The sequence below is a fragment of the Lacinutrix venerupis genome, from assembly GCF_001971745.1.
GTDB lineage: Bacteria > Bacteroidota > Bacteroidia > Flavobacteriales > Flavobacteriaceae > Lacinutrix > Lacinutrix venerupis.
Genome location: NZ_CP019352.1, coordinates 2673861 through 2694481, shown reverse-complemented (window position 1 = coordinate 2694481; position 20621 = coordinate 2673861). Strand labels below are relative to the sequence as shown.

General features: G+C 32.2%; 17 protein-coding genes. 13 read left to right on the top strand and 4 right to left on the bottom strand.

Features of this window, described 5'->3' with window-relative positions; all coding sequences use genetic code 11:
- Position 1 precedes the first annotated feature (1 nt).
- The 3 genes from BWR22_RS12195 to BWR22_RS12185 all read right to left on the bottom strand — a co-directional run bounded on the left by BWR22_RS12195 (position 2) and on the right by BWR22_RS12185 (position 3475).
- A complete protein-coding gene (locus BWR22_RS12195) occupies positions 2-1465 on the bottom strand; it encodes a T9SS type B sorting domain-containing protein (protein ID WP_076733940.1) in 1464 nt (487 codons plus the stop codon).
- Between the two features lie 73 nt (positions 1466-1538).
- Complete coding sequence (locus tag BWR22_RS12190) at positions 1539-2837, bottom strand: hypothetical protein (RefSeq protein ID WP_076733939.1); 1299 nt, start codon at positions 2835-2837, stop codon at positions 1539-1541.
- Between the two features lie 185 nt (positions 2838-3022).
- The gene (locus tag BWR22_RS12185) at positions 3023-3475 is read right to left on the bottom strand and encodes a hypothetical protein (RefSeq protein ID WP_076734430.1); all 453 of its coding nucleotides are present in this window, start codon (positions 3473-3475) and stop codon (positions 3023-3025) included.
- Positions 3476-3875: 400 nt separating this feature from the next.
- On the opposite strand from BWR22_RS12185, the gene BWR22_RS12180 reads away from it, so the two are divergent.
- Together BWR22_RS12180 and BWR22_RS12175 are read left to right on the top strand one after the other, a co-directional pair.
- A complete protein-coding gene (locus BWR22_RS12180; protein ID WP_076733938.1) occupies positions 3876-6206 on the top strand; it encodes a tail fiber domain-containing protein in 2331 nt (776 codons plus the stop codon).
- A gap of 103 nt (positions 6207-6309) precedes the next feature.
- Positions 6310-7053, top strand: coding sequence for an aspartate/glutamate racemase family protein (locus BWR22_RS12175; RefSeq protein WP_076733937.1), 744 nt, complete (start codon positions 6310-6312; stop codon positions 7051-7053).
- On the opposite strand, the gene BWR22_RS12170 is transcribed toward BWR22_RS12175, so the two are convergent.
- Positions 7050-7391, bottom strand: a complete 342-nt coding sequence (locus BWR22_RS12170) for a winged helix-turn-helix transcriptional regulator (RefSeq protein ID WP_076733936.1) — start codon at positions 7389-7391, stop codon at positions 7050-7052. The two genes, BWR22_RS12175 and BWR22_RS12170, sit on opposite strands and share 4 nt — an antisense overlap.
- A gap of 239 nt (positions 7392-7630) precedes the next feature.
- On the opposite strand from BWR22_RS12170, the gene nfsB reads away from it, so the two are divergent.
- The 11 genes from nfsB (at position 7631) to BWR22_RS12115 (ending at position 20553) form a co-directional block, all read left to right on the top strand.
- The gene (gene nfsB, locus BWR22_RS12165) at positions 7631-8290 is read left to right on the top strand and encodes an oxygen-insensitive NAD(P)H nitroreductase (RefSeq protein WP_076733935.1); all 660 of its coding nucleotides are present in this window, start codon (positions 7631-7633) and stop codon (positions 8288-8290) included.
- A 26-nt stretch (positions 8291-8316) separates the two neighbouring features.
- Positions 8317-9156, top strand: a complete 840-nt coding sequence (locus tag BWR22_RS12160) for a DUF4437 domain-containing protein (RefSeq protein ID WP_076733934.1) — start codon at positions 8317-8319, stop codon at positions 9154-9156.
- 104 nt (positions 9157-9260) lie between these two features.
- The gene (locus BWR22_RS12155; RefSeq protein WP_076733933.1) at positions 9261-10124 is read left to right on the top strand and encodes an AraC family transcriptional regulator; all 864 of its coding nucleotides are present in this window, start codon (positions 9261-9263) and stop codon (positions 10122-10124) included.
- 122 nt (positions 10125-10246) lie between these two features.
- Positions 10247-11092 (top strand): enoyl-CoA hydratase/isomerase family protein, encoded by an 846-nt coding sequence (locus tag BWR22_RS12150; protein WP_076733932.1) that lies wholly within the window; start codon positions 10247-10249, stop codon positions 11090-11092.
- 40 nt (positions 11093-11132) lie between these two features.
- Positions 11133-12116, top strand: coding sequence for a zinc-dependent alcohol dehydrogenase family protein (locus BWR22_RS12145; RefSeq protein WP_076733931.1), 984 nt, complete (start codon positions 11133-11135; stop codon positions 12114-12116).
- A gap of 207 nt (positions 12117-12323) precedes the next feature.
- The gene (locus tag BWR22_RS12140) at positions 12324-13286 is read left to right on the top strand and encodes a 2OG-Fe(II) oxygenase (protein ID WP_076733930.1); all 963 of its coding nucleotides are present in this window, start codon (positions 12324-12326) and stop codon (positions 13284-13286) included.
- Positions 13287-13379: 93 nt separating this feature from the next.
- A complete protein-coding gene (locus tag BWR22_RS12135; RefSeq protein ID WP_076733929.1) occupies positions 13380-14180 on the top strand; it encodes an SDR family NAD(P)-dependent oxidoreductase in 801 nt (266 codons plus the stop codon).
- 144 nt (positions 14181-14324) lie between these two features.
- Positions 14325-14825 carry a GbsR/MarR family transcriptional regulator gene (locus tag BWR22_RS12130; RefSeq protein WP_394333221.1) on the top strand — a complete coding sequence of 167 codons (501 nt, stop codon included), beginning with the start codon at positions 14325-14327 and terminating at the stop codon, positions 14823-14825.
- A gap of 11 nt (positions 14826-14836) precedes the next feature.
- A complete protein-coding gene (locus BWR22_RS12125; protein WP_076733927.1) occupies positions 14837-15970 on the top strand; it encodes an efflux RND transporter periplasmic adaptor subunit in 1134 nt (377 codons plus the stop codon).
- A 22-nt stretch (positions 15971-15992) separates the two neighbouring features.
- Entirely contained in the window at positions 15993-19130 is a 3138-nt protein-coding gene (locus tag BWR22_RS12120) for an efflux RND transporter permease subunit (RefSeq protein WP_076733926.1), read from the top strand.
- 4 nt (positions 19131-19134) lie between these two features.
- Complete coding sequence (locus tag BWR22_RS12115; RefSeq protein WP_076734429.1) at positions 19135-20553, top strand: efflux transporter outer membrane subunit; 1419 nt, start codon at positions 19135-19137, stop codon at positions 20551-20553.
- Positions 20554-20621 lie beyond the last annotated feature (68 nt).

The following is a 20621-nucleotide window of genomic DNA, read 5'->3' as shown; positions in this document are numbered from 1 at the left end:
ATTATTTGATGATTGTTATTGAGCCTTTTTTAACCTCATTATCTTGTGTTGTTATTATGTAATAAAACACTTTATTTACGTTTGTAAGTTCTAAATCGTTTTCTGGCCAATTGTTTAAATAGTCTTTTGTTTGTAATACTATTTTACCACGATTGTCCATTATTAAAACTTCGGTATTTGTACCTGTTACATATTTTGTAGGTAAGGTCCAGGTGTCGTTTATTGTATCTCCATTAGGACTAATAAGGTTAGGAATTTTTTCTACATCTGGAAATGGATCAAAAGCTTCATTAATTGTAAATGTAAATGTTCTAGAGCCTTCGCAACCTGAAGTTTCTGTGATAATTACTGTGTAGTTTCCAAAATTTGATGCATTAAAACTATTTCCTGTCGCTTCTGGAATTAATGTGTTGTCTAAAAACCATTCGAATGCTGGACTCGTTGCTGTAGAAGTAACTGTAATGTTTAGTGTTTCGCCTTCTTCAATTGTATTGGTTTCTTCTACATTAATAGAGGCTTCAAAAAGTTCGCTTATTAAATCTATAACTCCCGAAACCGAGCAATCGCCTAAATCTACTTGTACGGCATAGATACCAGATTCTGTAGTTTCATACATTTGGTTTGTTGCTTCTGGAATACTAACTCCATCTTTAAACCATTGGTAACTATTTCCATTTATAGCACTTAAAACAGTAGGACCTTGATCTGGACAAAATGGATTACCTAAGCTAGATGAAATTCCTGCAGTTGTTTCTCCAGAAGTTACTTCGGTTATAGTTACTCTGTTTGAAAATGAATTAGAGGTACATGAGCCATAATCTGTTTCTACAAAATATGTGCCTTCTTGGTTAACAGAAAGTGTTGCTCCATTAGATACAAATACAGATGTGGTTGGGCTAGTTTCTTTATACCAACTATATGTTAATGAAGGATAGTTTAATGGTGAATTATTATTTCCTGTTCCTGGATTATCTATAGATAATAAATAACTACCGCCAGCACAATAAGCACCAGTTGATACTAAATTATTAATAGTAAATGGAGCATCTTGAATTTTATAGTAAGCAGCAAAAGAAGCAGATCCAGAACTTGTAGCTACTGGTGCAGTACTTTTTATTCTAATTCTATAATTTTCGCCAGCTGTTGTGGTTGGTATTGAAAAATTTAATGTTGCTGGAGATGTAGTTACACTTCCAGCAGTAGAGGTGTATATTGTTGTTGCATTAGAAAAATCACCATTTTCGTTAGATAATTCTATTAAAAATTGATTGGAAGCATTTAAACCGCTTTCAGGAGAAAAAACAAATGTAGTAGAGAAATTATTAAATTCTGTATTTGCGCATGCTTGAGTGAAACCTAAATTAGGAGTTCCTATTACTATTTGTGAGTTTATTTTTTCTTGGGAAGTAAGAATAAAAAAACATAGTAATAAATACAGTTGTTGTTTTGTTTTGTTGGTATACATTTTTGTAGCTTTCTATCCTATAGGCAATTATGTTGTTTTTTAGCGAAATTTTAGTTTAGGATTTTATGGTGTTTTAATCGTCTCTAGAAGCTACAATTTGATTTATTCTTAATCTGTAATCTGGATTTTTTGCATTGTTTGAATCTATAAAAGTTTCAGAATCTGGCCCTTTAGAGTATACATTATTAAACGCTCTGCTTCCGTACCAATTTTCTAAATCTTCGTTGTTGCTTTTGTTTTTAATAAATATATTTCCATTACAGTTGTTAAAATACGTTCTTGAGAATACGATTTTATCTAAATTATCACTGTTAATATTTATTTTGTTATCTAGTATTACAGCAGGATTAAATCCGGATATTACACTTTTATCAATTTTGAAAGTTGCTGTTTCTCCTATAAAAATGGCTTCGTTTACCAAACCAACTTTTATATCGTATTCTAAGTCGTTACTTATATTGTATAGAGTTAAATTTTTAGCATCTACTACCGTTTGGCATTTAGAGAAGTCTGTATTTGGTACTTCATCATGATTTAATACATACAGTGCTCTAGAGGTTTCAGGTCCTGAAACATATGGAGATTTTACAGCTAAAGAGTTTGTAAGATTGCATTGCGATCCATAATTTATTTCATAATCATTATAATTAGATTTATATGATACAAATTGATTTAATGTTAACGAGCCGCCTAAAATTTTAAACGAGCTACCTTGACAATAACTTACCATTACATTATTTAGCTTAGTTTTTCTACCAACACCTGCTAAAGTAAGTGCACTTAAATAACCATACTCTTTTGTTCTTTTACCTGCATATTCAATTCTAACAAAATTTAAAATTCCAGAATCACTATCAAGGTTGTCTCCTCCATAACTAATGTGTTTAGCGTCTAATGTTTCTAAGCCATATGCTATTTTTGCATTATTATCTATTATATTGGTTTGTGCATCTCCAAGAATTATTAATCCTCCCCAATCTCCAGGTTTTTTAACGCTTCTATTAGATGTAAACACAATAGGATCTGTGCTTTTTCCGTCTGCAATTATTTTAGAACCATTAGTAATAGTTAAAGATCCTTTTGTTTTAAAATCTCCTAAAATTACTGTGCCAGGTTCAATTGTTAATGTCGTGCTATCTGTAACAAAAACATCTCCAACTAAAAGGTAAGTATCACTCTTATATAATTTTGTGTCATTGGCTATATTTCCAGTAAGTATTTTAGTTGCTTTATTGTAAACAACTTTATTTGGTTTAAACTCGGTCCAAGATTTTAACCAATTTTCATAACCAGTTATTCCTTTTTCTTGTTGAGCAAAAAGAGTGCCTAATGTTGTAAACAAAAGTAAGATGAGTAAGTAGTTTTTTTTCATCACGGTTAAATTTTTTATTATAGATTATTGGGGATAATATATAGTTCAATTTTAATTAAAATAAGTATGAAACACAAATAATATCGATAAAATGCATGAAATTTAAAAATATTTATGTATTTTCTTACAGAATTATATGTTTTTCATATTTTGTATAAGTATTAAGATGAAAAATGTTTTGGCTATTAATCGACTTTAAAATCATTATAAGTATGTAGCGATTTTAAAGTTTCTTCATAAAATAAAATTGCTGCTATTAAGTCTTTAGAATCTGAATATGGTAAAATTGATTTTTGAAACTGAATTGTACTATCAAAATATTCAACTGAAGCTTTTTCATTAGCTTCTAATGCTTTTTTATTTTCCTTAGTTTCAGGAATTCCTAAGCTTGACATTGTAACATTTGGTTTGGTAGCAAAGGCAATATTTGGTAAAATATTTACAATAACTTCAATGCGTTCTGTATACAAAGTAAGTAAGTCTCCTTTAGGAATTTTTTTAAGCTCTTCAAGAGAATGATATTTACTAATACTAACTTTACCAGTAATAAGTTTAATTTTTGCTTTTTCTTTTTGTGCATAACCGATACTTAATATCATAAAAAAAATAGCGGTAAAAAGGATGTTTCTTGTTTTCATTGTAATGTCCATTTTAACATATAATTATGACAAAACTATGTAAAATATTACACAAAACTATCCTGTTTTTAAATTTTTTTATCGAACAAGTGTTAATTTTATCGGTTTAAATGCATTCTAATTAGATAAAATGCAAAATATAACGTTGTAAAACGTGACATTGAATACGGTGTGTATGTTAGCATTAAATTGGAGAAGCTAAGGTTTGTAGCAATAATAAAAAACTTGTTTATCAAATTTTTTTAAATTACTTGTAGAGGTGAAAAAATATTTACTGTATAAACACCTCTAGAATTCAATTACTTAATTTTGTGTTAAATTAAGAGTTTTACAAAGGCAATTATTGTCAGGTTTGTTTTAAAAATATAAGTTTGCCATCCCAAAAATATATTTTTTTTAAATGAAAAACTTAACCCTAATACTATATTTTATAGTAGCAAATAGTTTTGCACAAGTTGGTATAAATACTACTACACCAGATCCTTCTTCAATTTTAGATGTAGCAAGTACAGAAAAAGGAATTTTAATACCTAGAGTTAGCTTAACTTCTGCGACAGATGTAACTACTATAGCATCTCCAAAGGTGAGCTTGCTAATTTATAACACAGCAACAGTTTCAGATGTAACGCCAGGTTATTATTATTGGAGCGGTACAGAATGGTCGCAAATAGCAACAGTTAAAAATGTAAATGGAGCATGGAATATTTCTGGAAATGATTCTACAGATGATACTGTAAATTTTATTGGTACAACAAATAATCAAAATATAGTTTTTAAACGTAATAATATTCAAGCAGGTTTGTTAAGTTCAAGTAACGCTTCTTTTGGAGTTAATAGTTTGCCACTTAGTGCAACAGGAACAGACAATGCTAGTTTTGGAGTTAATGCAATGTCTTCTAATGTATCAGGAAGAGAAAACACAGCTATTGGTCAAAACGCTTTAAGAGATAATCAAAATGGAAATAGTAATACAGCTGTTGGTTACAATACACTTATTGGTAATACTGCAAATTCTAATACAGCTATAGGCTCAAGCTCACTTGTAAATACTACTACTGGTTCTGGTAATACAGCTGTTGGTGCATTGTCATTAAATCAAAATAATACAGGAGCTAATAATACCACAATAGGTTTGCAGTCAATGACCCAAAATACAACAGGTACAAATAATACTGCAAGTGGTTATTTTGCATTGTTCGATAATACTACAGGAACACACAATACTGCAAATGGCTCAGAATCTTTAACTTTTAATACTAGTGGAGATTATAATACCGCTATTGGTACAAACGCACTTTATTCTAATAAAACAGCTAATGAGAACACAGCTATTGGTGCAAATGCATTATATGCTAATGTAACTGGATTTAATAATACTGCTTTAGGTACAAATTCGCTTAAAGATAATACTGCTAGTAATAATACTGCAGTTGGTAAAGATGCTTTAAATACTAATACTACGGGTAGTAGTAATGTTGCGGTTGGAGTGTTGGCGTTATCAGGAAATAACGGGCATTATAATACAGCAACAGGAGTAAACGCACTTGCTGGAAATACAACTGCTAGTTTTAATACAGCAAATGGTTATAATTCGTTAAACGTTAATACCACAGGAAATAGAAATACAGGAACAGGTTCAAATTCGTTATTTAAAAACGAAACAGGAGCAGGAAATACAGCTATAGGATCAAGTTCTTTATACGAAAATGTTTCAGGAGGTAACAATACAGCGGTTGGTAGTAATTCTTTATTTAATAATACAGGAAGTAGTAATACAAGTATAGGTGCTAATGCACTTTATAGTAACACAACTGGTTTACATAATACTACTAGTGGTGTAAATTCAATGTATTATAATACTTCAGGTAATGGTAATATAGCTAGTGGTGTAAATGCATTGCATAAAAACACTACAGGTAATTATAATGCTGCATTAGGTTTTGGAGCTATGCAGTCTAATACCGAAGGTGGTTATAATGTAGCCATAGGTACAAACACTTTAAATTCTAATACAACAGGTAATTATAATACTTCATTGGGTAGTTCTTCTTCAAATTCTAACACATCAGGATTGTATAATACAGCTGTAGGATATAATGCATTTCCTTCTAATACAACAGGAACAAGGAATGTTGCATTAGGATACAATTCTCTTACCGATAATACTACAGGTTATTATAATATTGGAATAGGATTCAATTCCAACAACTCTTCAAACCCAACAGCAGTTGGTTCAGGAAACAACAATATAGCTATTGGTTATAATGCGGTTGTTCCAGATATAGATGCAAGCAATCAAGTTAGAATAGGAAACACTACAGTAACCTACGCAGGAGTTCAAGTAGCTTGGACTATAACATCAGATGAACGTTGGAAAAACACAATTGAAGATTCAGACTTGGGTTTAAACTTTATTAATACCTTAAGACCTGTATCTTATTTCAGAAATAATAGCGATAGTAATAAATTAGAATATGGTTTTATTGCTCAAGAATTAGAAGAAGCTTTAAAAAATAACAGTTCTAAATCTAATGGAATAATCACCAAAGATAGCGAAGGCATGTTAAGTGTTAGGTATAACGATTTAATAGCGCCTATGGTTAAAGCTATACAGCAGCAAAATAATGAAATTGAATTGTTAAAAGCTGAAAACAAAGCTTTAAAACAAAAACAGCAAGCTATTGAAAATGAGGTTTTAGAAATAAAAAAACTATTGCTTAATAAAGATTAATTAGTTTCAAATTTTTAAAAATTTATAATAACATTAAGAAGCATTTTCAATTAAACATCATTAATTTGATCTCTTATTTTTTTCAATAACTAAAGAGCGTATTATGACAAATAAAATGATTGGTATAGTTGGTGGTGTAGGTAGTTACGCAGGAATCGACTTAATAAAAAAAGTGTACGATTTAACCGAAGCAACTTCAGATCAAGAGCATTTACCTGTGTCTATGCTATCTGTTCCTCATAAAATTATAGATAGAACTAAATATCTTTTAGGCGAAACGCAAACCAATCCTGGTATTGCAATTGCCGAAATTATAGCCTCTTTAATAGCAAGTGGCTCTACCATTATTGGTATTCCTTGTAATACAGCTCACGCCAAACCTATTTTAAGTTTAATTGAAAAAAGTATTCCAGAATCTTGCGTTTTAGTGAATTTAATAGAGGAAGTTGGGCTTCATATTTCTACAAAGCATCCAGAAATTACCAAAGTCGGAGTTTTAGGGACTACAGGAACCATTTTAGCAAAAGTGTATCCTGAAGTATTATCTAAATATAATATTGAAGTCATTCAACCTTCAGAGGATATCCAAGACCTTTTTGTGCATCCTTCAATTTACGATACATCTTACGGTATCAAAGCATTTTCTAATCCTGTAAACGAAAAAGCTAAAGAAAACCTGAGCATGGCAGCAACCTATTTGTCTAGAAAAGGAGCACAAGCAGTAATTTTAGGTTGTACCGAAATTCCGTTAGCCATTCAATACGATAAAATTGAAGATAGTTTAATTATTGATGCCACTACAGTATTAGCAAGAGCATTAATTAGAGAGTCTAAAAAAATGAATTAAAAATTTTTATTTTTATCAGAAACAGCAAAAACTCCCCAATCAGCAATAGATTGCACAACAGGAATTAACGTTTTACCAAAGTCGGTTAATGAATATTCAACTTTTAAAGGCGGTTTAGAGGTGTAAACCTTTCTTTTTACAATACCATCTTCTTCTAAGGTTTTTAATTGTAAACTTAGTGTGCGTTCTGTAACCGTGGGCATTTCTTTTCTTAACTCGTTGTATCTAAGCGTTTTGTTAATTAAATGAAACATAATTACCGTTTTCCATTTTCCACCAATAATTCCCATGGTTAAACTTGCGCAGCATGGATATTCTTTTCCCTTAAACGTATACATAACGATTCTTTTAGTATTTAATCTTTAGCAAATATAAAACACTATACTATTTTATACAACTATACTTTTTATAGTAAATTTAACATTTTCCTAAATGTGTTGATATTGTTGTGTTTACATCATTTTAAACAGTAATAAATTATACTATCATTTTTGACCGTTATTGTTAGTAATACATACTACAGTTACTTTTGCACTATACTTTTTATAGTAAAATCAACTCAAAAAAAAACATACAAATGAATTTAAAAGAAATTTTAAACTGGAGATACACAACTAAGGAATACGATGCAACCAAAAAAATATCTGAAACAGATATGGCTGAAATCAAAAACTTATTAAGAATGAGTCCTTCTAGCGTAAACCTACAACCTTGGCACTTTATTGTTGCAGAAACTACCGAAGGTAAAGCACGCATTGCAAAAGGAACACAAGGTTTTTTCAGTTTTAACGAACCTAAAGTAACTAATGCTTCAGCTGTAGTTTTATTCTGTGTAAAAACAGATGCGGATGATGCATATTACCAACATATTGCAGATACCGAAGATAAAGACGGAAGATTCCCAAATGAAGATATAAAAAACGGATTCTTAGGTGCTGTAAAAGCTTTTGCAGGTATTCATAAATACGATTTAAAAGACCAACAACATTGGATGGAAAAGCAAGTATATCTTAACATTGGTAGCTTTTTATTAGGAGTTGCAACTTTAGGAATTGATGCAACACCAATGGAAGGTATTGATGTAAAAGCTTTAGATGAAGAATTCGGATTAAGAGAAAAAGGATACACATCTTTAGTCGCTGTGTCATTAGGATATCATGCTGAGTCAGATTTCAATTCAACTGAAAAAACACCAAAATCTAGGTTACCAGAAAGTGAAATATTCACTTTAATATAAATACGATTATTTTTAAATATATAGACATGAAAAAATATATCCTAATCGCAATAGCAATAGTTGCTGGTAGTTTTGCAAACGCACAAACACCAACAACAGACGATATTAAGTCTGTAAATGAAGTAGTAACCGCAGACAACGTAGAATGGGGTTGGTTAAATCCGTTACGAGGTGATAAAAGTCCAGCAGCAGGAAAACTTTGGGGAGACCGAACCAAAAACGAACCAGCAGGATTTTTAGTAAAATTCAAAAAAGGATTTTCATCACCACCACACATTCACAACATTACATATCGTGGTGTAGTCATTAAAGGCTTATTGCATAATGACGATGAAAATGCCGAGAAACAATGGTTACCAGCAGGTTCCTATTGGCAACAACCAGCAGGAGAAGCACATATTACTGCTGCAGATGATAACGAAAATATGGCGTTTTTAGACATTCAAGAAGGTCCGTATTTGGTAAAACCAACATCAGAAGCCTTTGATAATGGTGAAAGACCTGTAAATGTTGACAAAACAAATTTGGTTTGGTTAAATGCTAACGACATCCAATGGATAGCTTCAAAAAGTAATGTACAAACCGCTTTTTTATGGGGAAGTCACGAAAAGAATCAATTACGTGCATCGTTAATTAAATTACCAGCTGGTTTTAAAGGAAAAATCAAAAACTTAAGTCCTAATTTTAGAGCTGTAGTTATTTCTGGAGGAATTTCACATCAGTTTTCTAAAAAAGAAGATAAAAAGGAATTAAATGCACCATCTTATTTTGGTGCTGAGGAAAATGGAACGTCATTCATTTCAGCAGAAAAAGAAACGGTTATTTATATTAGAAGTAACGGAAACTACAAAGTGACTTCAAAATAATTTGATTAATAGTTGAATCCCTAATTATTGATTAATAGCAGGAAAAAGTCACAGTTTTGTGGCTTTTTCTATTTTATATATTTTGTAACTTTATAAAAAAAAAGATGGCTAGAACGATTATTGAAAACATTGTGATTGCGCAATATAAAAACCAAACATTTTTTGAGTTTTGCCAGTACACAACCATTCGTTTTTTTGAAATCGTCTATTTCGAAGAAGGTTCAGGAACCATAAAAATTAATGGTAAAACAGTAAATTATACAGCCAATAGCATTTTTGTGTTTATTCCAGATGATATTTATATCCTAAATCCAGAAACAGAAACTTCTACGGTAGCCATTAAGTTTCTAAAGAGTTTTTTTAGAAATACAGCTTCGCAAAATGAAACATTACCTGTTAACGATTGGTTTCGTAAAATTGAAGAAATCTTAAATAGTGAAAGTCATGAACTTCGTGAAATGCAGTTTGAAACCGAAGCAGATCGTTTGCATTTAGTCGCTTTAGTAAACATGGTAGCAACTGAATATCTAAATAAACAATCCTTTGATATCTTCATCATTCAAAATTCATTATCAGTTATTTTACATCTTATTGCTCGAAATATTCAATTCATAAATACTTCCGATTCTGTAAAAGAAGTGAAATCGTCTAAAATTCAGCGAATTATAAATTACATTCATTCTAATATCTATAATTCAGATTTGTTATCGACTAAAAGTTTAGCAGAAGAATTTCATATGGCAGATAATTACATCAGTGAATATTTTAAAAAGCATACCGATGTGTCTTTAAAAAAGTACATCATCAACTACAAATTAAAATTGGTAGAAACCAGACTAAAATATACCGATTTGCAATATTCCGAAATCGCAGCAGAACTCGGTTTTACAGATTCTAGTCATTTAAACAAAACGTTTCAAAGCTATAAAGGCACCAGTTTAAGTGCTTTTAGAGCCAATTTAGCCTAATTTTTTACTAAAACCTCTTTTTTTACTAATACCACTTTGTTTTCTACCAAAATAAAGCTTGGTTCCTATTTTAAATTTGCAGTGTAATTAATACACATACTAACAACTTAAAATAAGATACCATGGACTACAAGAATTTTCAAACATTTACAGCAAAGCAAAACGGAGGAATTTTAACCGTAGATATTAACTTTGGACCAGTAAACGTACAAGGACAAGAAATGCTTGCAGATTTAAGCAGTCTTTGTTTACGATTAGAGTGCGATAGAAGCGTGAAAGTAGTTGTTTTTGAATCTTCAAATCCAGATTATTGGGTATGTCATTATGATACCAACTTATTAAAAGATATGTCTATCGAGGCTGTACCAAGAAACGAAGTCCAGTTATTGGACTTACAAGCTGTATTAGAAAGATTAAGCAACGTACCACAAGCAACTATCGCCAAAATTGAAGGTTTTGCGCGTGGTGGCGGTCACGAAATGGCATTGGCACTAGATATGCGTTTTGCGGCTAGAGGTAAAGCCAAATTCATGCAAATGGAAGTAGGTATGGGCATTTTACCTTGTGGTGGCGGCGCTTCACGTATGGCAAGACAAACAGGATTAGGAAAAGCATTGGAAATTATTTTAGGAGCAAGAGATTGGGATGCAGACGAAGCTGAAAAATTTGGAACTATTAACAAAGCTTTAGACGCAGACGAAATAGGACCTTATGTAGATGCTTTGGCAGAGCGTATCTCCAAATTTCCAGCAGATTCTATTGCAGCTAGCAAACGTGCGGTATATGCGTCTATAGACTTACCAATTAAAGAGGCTTTAAAAGAAGAAGCCTACCAATTGTTTCAGGCTACAAGTAGAACACCAGCCATAAAAAGATTCACCTACGCCGATGAAAATGGCGCTCAGTTTGACCATAACAACCAAAAGAATTGGGAACAAATGGTAATGGATATTCAAGAAGTAAATTAATAAAACAAGAATTATAATTAAATAAAAAAGAAGATTAGATATGAAAGCAATGCTTATAAACAACTACGGAGAAAACGGAAATTTCGAAGTATCAGAAATAGCAAAACCAACAGTAAAGGCAAATCACGTATTGGTAAAAATAGCGGCATCTAGTGTAAATACAATTGACACTATGATTAAGAATATGGGAACCGATTTACCATTATCACCAGCTACACCAGCCTTATTAGGTATGGATTTCTCAGGAACTATAGAATCGGTTGGCGATGGCGTAGAAGGTTTTAAAGTAGGCGATGAAGTATACGGTTGCGCTGGCGGATTAGCCGATTTACCAGGAACCTTAACGGAATATATTGTAGCGGATAGCAACCTTGTAGCGCACAAACCAAAAGGCTTAACAATGCGCGAAACTGCAGCTTTACCATTAGTAGCTATTACAGCTTACGAAGGTTTAACAAGAGCAGGCGTAAAAGAAGGTCAGAAAGTATTGGTACACGGTGGTTCCGGTGGTGTTGGTCATTTAGCGGTGCAGTTGGCAAAGTATTTTGGAGCAGAAGTTTTTGCTACTGGTACTGGTGATAATCAAAAAGCTATTGTTGAAAAATTTGGAGCAACTTTTATCGATTTTAAAACTGAAAAAGTAGCCGATTATACTGCAAAATATACCAATGGTGGTTTTGATGTGGTTTTTGATACGGTTGGTGGTGCAAACCTTACCAATTCTATTGAAGCTGTTGCCTTAAACGGACATATTTCTACTACGGTGTCGTTGTGTGAGTTAGACTTAACTCCGTTGCATTTTAAAGGAGCATCATTACACGTGGTATTTATGCTAATACCAATGTTGCACAATTTTAAAAGAGATGCACACGGAAATATTTTAGAGCGTTTAGCTGAAATTTCTAATGAAGGACATTTAACGCCAATAGTAGATGAAAACAAGTTCTCGTTAGAAGAAGTTGGTGATGCTTACGCACATTTACAAAGCGGAAAAGCTATTGGTAAAATAGTAGTTGAGAACTAAAAACAATAGGGATTTGCAATGTATCCTTATGGTTGATTAATAGTGTTAAATGCCTCTTTTTAGAGGCATTTTTCATTTAAAACATAGCAAAACCTTGTTTTTTACTAAAACCTCCATTTTTACTACCAAAGCTGAACAGCTCTTTGTGCGTAATTTTGTTATAGATAAAAAATACAATAGCAGTAGCTATATTTAAAACATATAATTATGAAAACAATAGAACATACAAATGCACTTGCAGAAGCTCGTGCTTTAGAAGTACCATCAAGAGAATTATCCTTAAGACGCGATCCATCAGTTGCTCAATTTTGGAATGAAAACCGTAAATTGTTAGAAGCTGCTTGGGCAGAATGGGAAATTGAAAACAAAGACGATTTACTAGTTCCTGACGAAACTTTGCTAGACCCACGTTTACGTAAAGCAATTAAGGAAGCTTGGGAAAATCCAGAAAAAGAATCTGCTGTTGCCGATTTATGGAAAGAAATAATTCCAGGCGTTTATGAAACACAGTTTTTTGATTTAGAGCGTTTAGCGGATTTTCGTCAGTATTTAGAAGACGTAGTAAAGTCAGAAATTCCTAAACGTGCGCCTTACGGTATTCAATTAAACCGTTACGGAATGATGTTAGATCCTAGATCTGAAGGATATTTAGCAACACCAAGCTTTCAGGCATTTTATAATGATATAATGGACCGTTATATGCGCCCGATTTCTCGATTATTATTGGGGACTTACGGTTACGACAATCAAACTTTTGGATTTTCAATACAATATAATCCAGATAAAGACAAAGATTTACATGCGCATACCGATGCTTCTGCGGCTACCTTGAATATCAACATTAACTTACCGGATGAAAAGTTTACAGGATCTGAAGTCGATTTTTATTATAAAGCTTCAGGAAATACGGTTCAAGCTATTTTTGAGCCAGGAAAAGCCATCATCCATAGAGGTAATGTGCCACACGCAACACACCCAATTACAAGTGGACAACGTAGTAATTTAGTTGTGTGGCTATACGGAGATCGTATGCAAATACCACGAGGTAGTACTAGCAGTTACGGAAATAGTAGCAGTGACACCATTAAAGATGTTGCTTTGGAAAGCGTAACCGCTCGCCAACGTTGGAGTTTGCCAAATGGTCCTAAAGATACCGTTGCACCATTTTAATTAAAGCAAGCGTAGTTTATTATATTAAACAAAAATTAAATTATTAAACTGGCAATAGTTGTATTGCCAGTTTTCATCAACATAAAAAATACAATGAAACATATATTAATAACAGGAAGTACAGACGGTATAGGAAAACTAACCGCTTTAAAATTAGCAGAAAACGGAAACGCAGTTTATATTCACGGTAGAAGTGAAGCTAAAGTAAACGATACAATTAGCGCAATAAAAACCGCTTCAAAAAATGATAATGTAAAAGGATTTGTGGCAGATTTTTCAGATTTAAATGCTGTAAAACAAATGGCAGAACAAATTAAAAATGAAGTACCAAGTCTAGATGTTTTAATTAACAATGCAGGAGTTTTAAAAACACCTTCTGTTAAAACAAAAGAAGGTTTAGATATAAGAATGGCTGTAAATTATTTGGCACCTTATATTTTAACAGAAAATATTATTTCGGTTCTAGAAAAAGGGTCAGCACCAAGAATAGTAAATTTAAGTTCTGCAGCACAATCTTCAGTTAAAAAAGGCATTTTAACAGGCGATGTATCTATCAGTGCCAACGAAGCTTACGCACAAAGCAAACTGGCACTAACTATGTGGAGTTTTTACTTTGCAAAACAACATTCAAATATTACAACTATAGCTGTAAATCCAGGTTCATTACTAAACACTAAAATGGCTAAAGAAGCCTATGGTCAGCATTGGTCTCCAGCAGAAAAAGGCGTTAATATATTATTTGATTTAGCAACTTCTGATGCTTATAAAGACGCTACGGGAAAATATTTTGATAACGATAAAGGTAGCTTTAGTAATGCACATCCTGATGCTTATAATGAAGATAAAATTATAGATTTATTGAGGATAACTAAATCGTTGTTGAGTAGTATTTAATACCATAAAATATTGATCAAAAAACATTAACAACATTTTAACTTCGATTGGTTCGGTTTGTTCCGAACTTAAATATATATTTGCATAGAAATTTTATTAGACTATTAATTTTTTGTTGAAAAACAACTAAAATAATTAAGACTGATGGACAATATATGTAATGAAAAAATGCGCTTAGTAGAAAAGCTTGGAGTGCATTTAGAAACCAGGGAGCAACTTGCTCCTGTTGCTGCAAGAATTTTAGCATATATAATTCTTACAGGAAAAAAAGGAACCACTTTTGAAGAGATGGTTATCGTATTGTGCGCGAGTAAGAGCACAATTTCTACACATCTTAATCATTTACAAGATTTAAACAAAATAGAGTACTTTACTAAAACTGGTGATAGAAAGAAATATTTTATAATTAATAAAGATTCTGTAATTCAACATATAAATAATTTAATTAAAGAGTGGCAAGAAGTAAGAGAGCTACATGCAGAAATTAAAAATTATAAAAACACAATAAACTTAAATAAAATTGAAAATGATAACGAAAAATTCGATTTAAGTTTTCATGACGATTACATCAAATTTATAGAAGAAGCCTCCGCTTCCATAAATGAGTTAAGAGAAAAATTAGTAAACACAAAATTTGAGATTTAAAACCAAAAAAAATGAAAAATAGAATATTAAATAGCATATCACTACTAAGTATTTTCTTAGTTATTGTAAGTTGTGGAAATAACGAAAAAGCCCAACCTGCAGCAACAGCAGCTGCTCCTGCACCTTTTCCTGTTGCGCAGCTAGAAACAAAAACCGTAACTGGTTTTACAGAATACCCAACAACTATAGAAGGTAAAGTGAACAGTGATGTTAGAGCAAAAACCTCTGGATATATAGAAAAAGTATATGTAGACGAAGGACAAAAAGTGCGTAAAGGACAAGTGCTTTTTAAATTAGAAACGCAATCTTTAAGCCAAGATGCAGGCGCAGCAAAAGCACAAGTAAATGTAGCACAAGTTGAGGTTGATAAACTAATTCCTTTAGTAGAAAAAAATATTATTAGTCCAGTACAATTAGAAACTGCTAAAGCTAATTTAGCTCAAGCAAAAGCGAATTATAGTGGTGTAACTGCAAATATTGGTTATGCGACAATTAAAAGTCCAATAGATGGTTTTGTAGGTGCTATTAATTTTAGAGAAGGTGCATTAATAAGCCCAAGTGATGTTACACCATTAACAACAGTGAGTCAAATAGACGAAGTATATGCTTTTTTTAGTTTTAACGAAGCACAATATATAGATCATTTACAGCGCTCAGAAGGTCAAAACAAAGCAGAGCGTATAAAAAACTCACCAGACTTAACTTTAGTTTTAGCTAATGGTAAAGAATATTCTGAAAAAGGACGTATTCAAACTAGTACAGGACAAATTAATCAAAGTACAGGTACTATTCAAATTAGAGCTGCCTTTAAAAATCCTAACGAAATTTTAACCAATGGAAACAGTGGTAAAATTAAGTTCCCAATTGAATATAAAGACGCTATCGTGGTACCACAAACTGCAACTTTTGAGCAGCAAGGTAATGTTATGATTTACAAGTTAGGAGAAAATAATAAAGTTGAAACTTCAATTTTAAAAATTAAAGGTACAGTAGATAACTTATATGTTGTCGAGTCTGGTTTAAAACCTAGCGATAAAATTGTAGTTTCCGGTATTGGGAAACTAAAAAGCGGTATGGCCATTGCGCCTCAAGAGACCTCTTTTGAAGAAGCAATTAAACCAGTTGCCACTTTATTTAGAAATTAAATAACCACCAAACATATATATCATGTTAAAAACATTTATTGAAAGACCAGTACTTTCAACAGTAATCTCTATTATCATAGTTATGCTAGGTGTTATTAGTATAACTACTTTACCAATAGAGGAATATCCAGATATTGCACCACCAACAATTAAAGTAACAGCAAGTTACACAGGTGCGAATGCAGAAACAGTTTTAGAGAGTGTAATTGTACCAATCGAAGAGCAAATTAATGGTGTAGAAGGTATGACGTATATTACCTCTACTGCATCAAACACTGGTACAGCCGAAATTACAGTATATTTTGATCAAGAAACAGATGCAGATATTGCTGCAGTAAACGTTCAAAACCGTGTGGCTAGAGCCACACCATTACTACCATCAGAGGTAACACAAACAGGAGTTGTAACGCAAAAGCAAGAAACTAGTGCGCTAATGTTTATCTCCATGTATTCTGAAAGTGAAAATTACGATGCAACCTTCATTCAAAATTATTTAAAAATTAACGTTATTCCAGCAATGCAACGTATTAGTGGTGTTGGAGATGTTAGTGTATTTTCACAACAAGATTACGCGATGCGAATTTGGTTAAATCCAGAAAAATTAGCGTCTTATAATTTAATACCTTCAGATATTTCTGCAGCTTTAGCTGAACAAAACTTAGAAGCAGCAGCTGGATCTTTAGGAGAAAATAATGGAGAATCATTTTCATATACACTAACATATAGTGGTCGTTTTAAAGACGAAGCACAATACAGTGATATTGTTATTAAAGCCTTAGGAAATGGAGAGTTTTTACGTTTAAAAGATGTGGCAACCATCGAGTTAGATGCACAATCTTACGCATCTAACGCTATGAGTAAAGGTCATCCAGCAGTTTTTATGGGAATTTTCCAGACTAAAGGTTCTAACGCACAAGAAATTATTGAAAACATTAAGTCTACTTTAGAACAAGTTAAAGCAGATCTTCCAGAAGGTTTAGATATTTTTGTACCATACGATACAAGTTTATTTTTAAATGCCTCTATAGATAAAGTAATTAGCACTTTATTAGAAGCCTTTTTACTGGTATTTTTAGTAGTATTTATATTCTTACAAGATTTTCGTTCTACATTAATTCCTGCAATTGCAGTACCAGTATCTATTATTGGTACCTTCTTTTTCTTGAATGTTTTTGGGTATTCTATTAACTTATTAACATTGTTTGCCTTAGTACTGGCTATTGGTATTGTAGTAGATGATGCTATTGTTGTTGTAGAAGCCGTCCATGCTAAAATGGATGATGGCGAGCATAACCCTAAAAAAGCAACTATAACAGCAATGAGTGAAATCTCTGGTGCCATTATTTCTATTACATTAGTTATGGCAGCAGTATTTATTCCTGTAACTTTTGTAACAGGACCAACAGGAGTATTTTACGAGCAATTTGGTGTAACCTTAATTATAGCCATTTTAATTTCGGCAGTAAATGCCTTAACCTTAAGTCCAGCATTGTGTGCTTTATTATTAAAAGAACATAAAGAAGACGAAGAGTTAAAAGGAAAAGGACCATTAAAGCGTTTTTATACTTTATTTAACCGTGGTTTTAATGCTACAGTTAATAAATATGGTAAATCACTTCAGTTTTTATACAAAAGAAAATTTGTATCGGTTTTATTATTAATTATTGCTGTTGTCGGAATTTATTGGGCTTCAACTACAACGCCAACAGGTTTTGTGCCAGATGAAGATAGAGGAATTGTGTTTGCTAATATCGAATTACCTCCAGGAGCATCATTAGATAGAACAGATGCAGTTGCAAGAAAATTATACGCTCAAATTGAAGGTATAGAAGGTATAGAGGCTGTTAACTTTATTAAAGGTAGAAGTTTAATTAGTGGAGCAGGTACAAACTTTGGTTTTGGTATTATAAAACTTGATAATTGGGAAGACCGTGAAGATCCTTCATTATCTTCTCAAGCAATCACAGGAAAATTATTTGGTGTAGCCGCAGGAATACCAGATGCTAATATTATATTCTTTTCTCCTCCAAGTATTCGAGGATTTGGTAACTCATCAGGTTTTGAGATTAACTTATTAGATAAGTTTGGAGGTGAGTTTACAGATCTAGATAAAGCTAATAAAGATTTTTCAATGGCTTTAATGAGTCATCCAGAAATTAAATATGCAACATCATCTTTTAGTACTAGCTATCCACAGTATGAAATGGAAGTTAATGTACCATTAGCTAAAGAAAAAGGCGTGTCTGTAAGTAGTATATTTTCAACTTTACAAGGCTATATTGGTGGAATTTATGCTTCAGATTTCTCTAGATTTGGAAAACAATTTAGAGTATATATTCAAGCTTTACCAGAAGACAGAGCAGATAAAGATGCATTAAATAGTATGTATGTGCGTACAAATACTGGTGAAATGACGCCAATTACACAGTTTGTAACCTTAGAACGTGTGTATGGACCACAATCGGTAACGCGTTTTAACTTATTTAATTCTACCATGATTTCTGGTGCTACAAACGAAGGTTTTAGTACAGGTGATGCCATTAGAGTTATTGAAGAAGAAGTTGCAAAATTACCAAGTAATTATACAGTGGCATATTCTGGTTTAACACGTGAAGAGGTTAATGCAGGAAACCAAACGACGTTTATATTTATACTTAGTATTCTGTTTGTATACTTTTTATTAAGTGCACAATATGAAAGTTACTTATTACCATTTGCTGTCATATTCTCATTACCATTTGGTGTCTTTGGAGCTTATATTTCGACTAAGTTTTTAGGACTAGAAAATAACATATATTTTCAAATTGCCTTAATCATGCTTATTGGTCTATTGGCCAAAAACGCCATACTTATTGTCGAGTTTGCTTTGGCCAGACGAAAAAATGGCGAGAGCATTGTAGATGCTGCCATACATGGAGCCAAATCACGTTTACGTCCAATTTTAATGACTTCGTTTGCTTTTATTTTAGGATTAATGCCATTAGCATTAGCCAAAGGTGTTGGGTCCGAAGGAAACAACTCGATTGGTACAGGAGCAGCAGGAGGAATGTTGATTGGTACTATTTTAGGAGTATTTGTTATTCCAATCTTATTTATATTATTCCAATGGTTACAAGAAAAAGTTTCAGGTAAACCAGCAGTACAAACTATTGAAGATTAAAACAATGAAATCAATAATAAAACATAGAAATTTAAGTAAAGGTGCATTAATACTAGTTGTAGCATTAACACTGCAAAGTTGTTTTGTAGCTCAAGATTATGTGAGACCAGATTTAAATACTGAAACCGAAGCACTTTACAGAACCGATAATTTGCCAACAGATAGCGTATCTATTGCAGATGTGTCTTGGAAAAGTTTATTTACAGACCAATATCTTCAACAGTATATAGAAGAAGGTCTTCAAAATAATATGGATGTACGTATTGCTTTGCAGCAAATTTTAGCTGCCCAAGCTTATGTAAAACAAGGTAAAGCAGGTTATTTACCATCTGTTAGTGTTGGAGCAAATGCAACACACCAAGAGCTGTCAGAAAATAGTCAATTTGGATCTCTATTTAATGGAGCAATTGATACGTACGATATTACAGCAAACTTATCTTGGGAAGCTGATGTTTGGGGAAAGATAAGAAGTAATAAAAGAGCAACACAAGCTGCATATTTACAAAGTGTAGCTGGACATCAAGCAATTAAAACACAATTAATTTCTAGCATTGCTAATACCTATTATAATTTATTAGCTTTAGATGCGCAATTAGAAATAACAAAACAGACTATTGAAACTAGAGAAAGTGGAGTTACAACTATTAAAGCATTAAAAGATGCAGGACAAGTTACACAAGTTGCGGTAGATCAAAATATTGCACAATACAACAGCGCAAGAGCATTACAAGTAGATATTGAAACAGCTATTTTTAAAACTGAAAATACGCTAAGTATATTATTAGGTAAAACACCGCAACACTTTGAAAGAAGTAGTTTAGATATTCAAAAAATAGAACAAGAACTTGTACTTGGAGTACCTACAACGTTGTTAAGTAATAGGCCAGATGTTATGGCTGCCGAGTATGATTTAATACAATCTTTCGAGCTAACAAATGTAGCTAAAAGTAGTCTATATCCTTCATTAAAATTAACAGCATCTGGTGGATTAGAAAGTTTAGAATTGGATAAATTATTAAATGCTAATTCTTTATTTGCTACTTTAATTGGTGGTATAACACAACCAATTTTTAATCAACGAGCTTTAAAAACTCAAAAAGAAGTTGCTATTGCACAGCAAGAGCAGGCATTATTAACATTTAAAAAGACCTTGTTAGTTGCAGGAGGAGAAGTGTCTAATGCCCTTTTTAGCTATGAGTCTGAAGTTAATAAATTCGAGTTTAGAAAAAATGAAGTAGAAGCTTTACGTACAGCCGAAGCCAATTCTAACGAGTTACTTAAAAACGGTTACGCAAACTACTTAGACTTATTAACAGCAAGAGAAAGTGCTTTAAGTGCAGAGCTTAATGTTATAGATAGTAAACTGCAACAATTAGTTTCGGTTGTAGATTTATATGAAGCATTAGGTGGAGGATGGAGATAATAATATATTTACAAATCTACTTATAGAGTTGTATATTTATTCAAATTTTATTTCTCATGATTAATAGC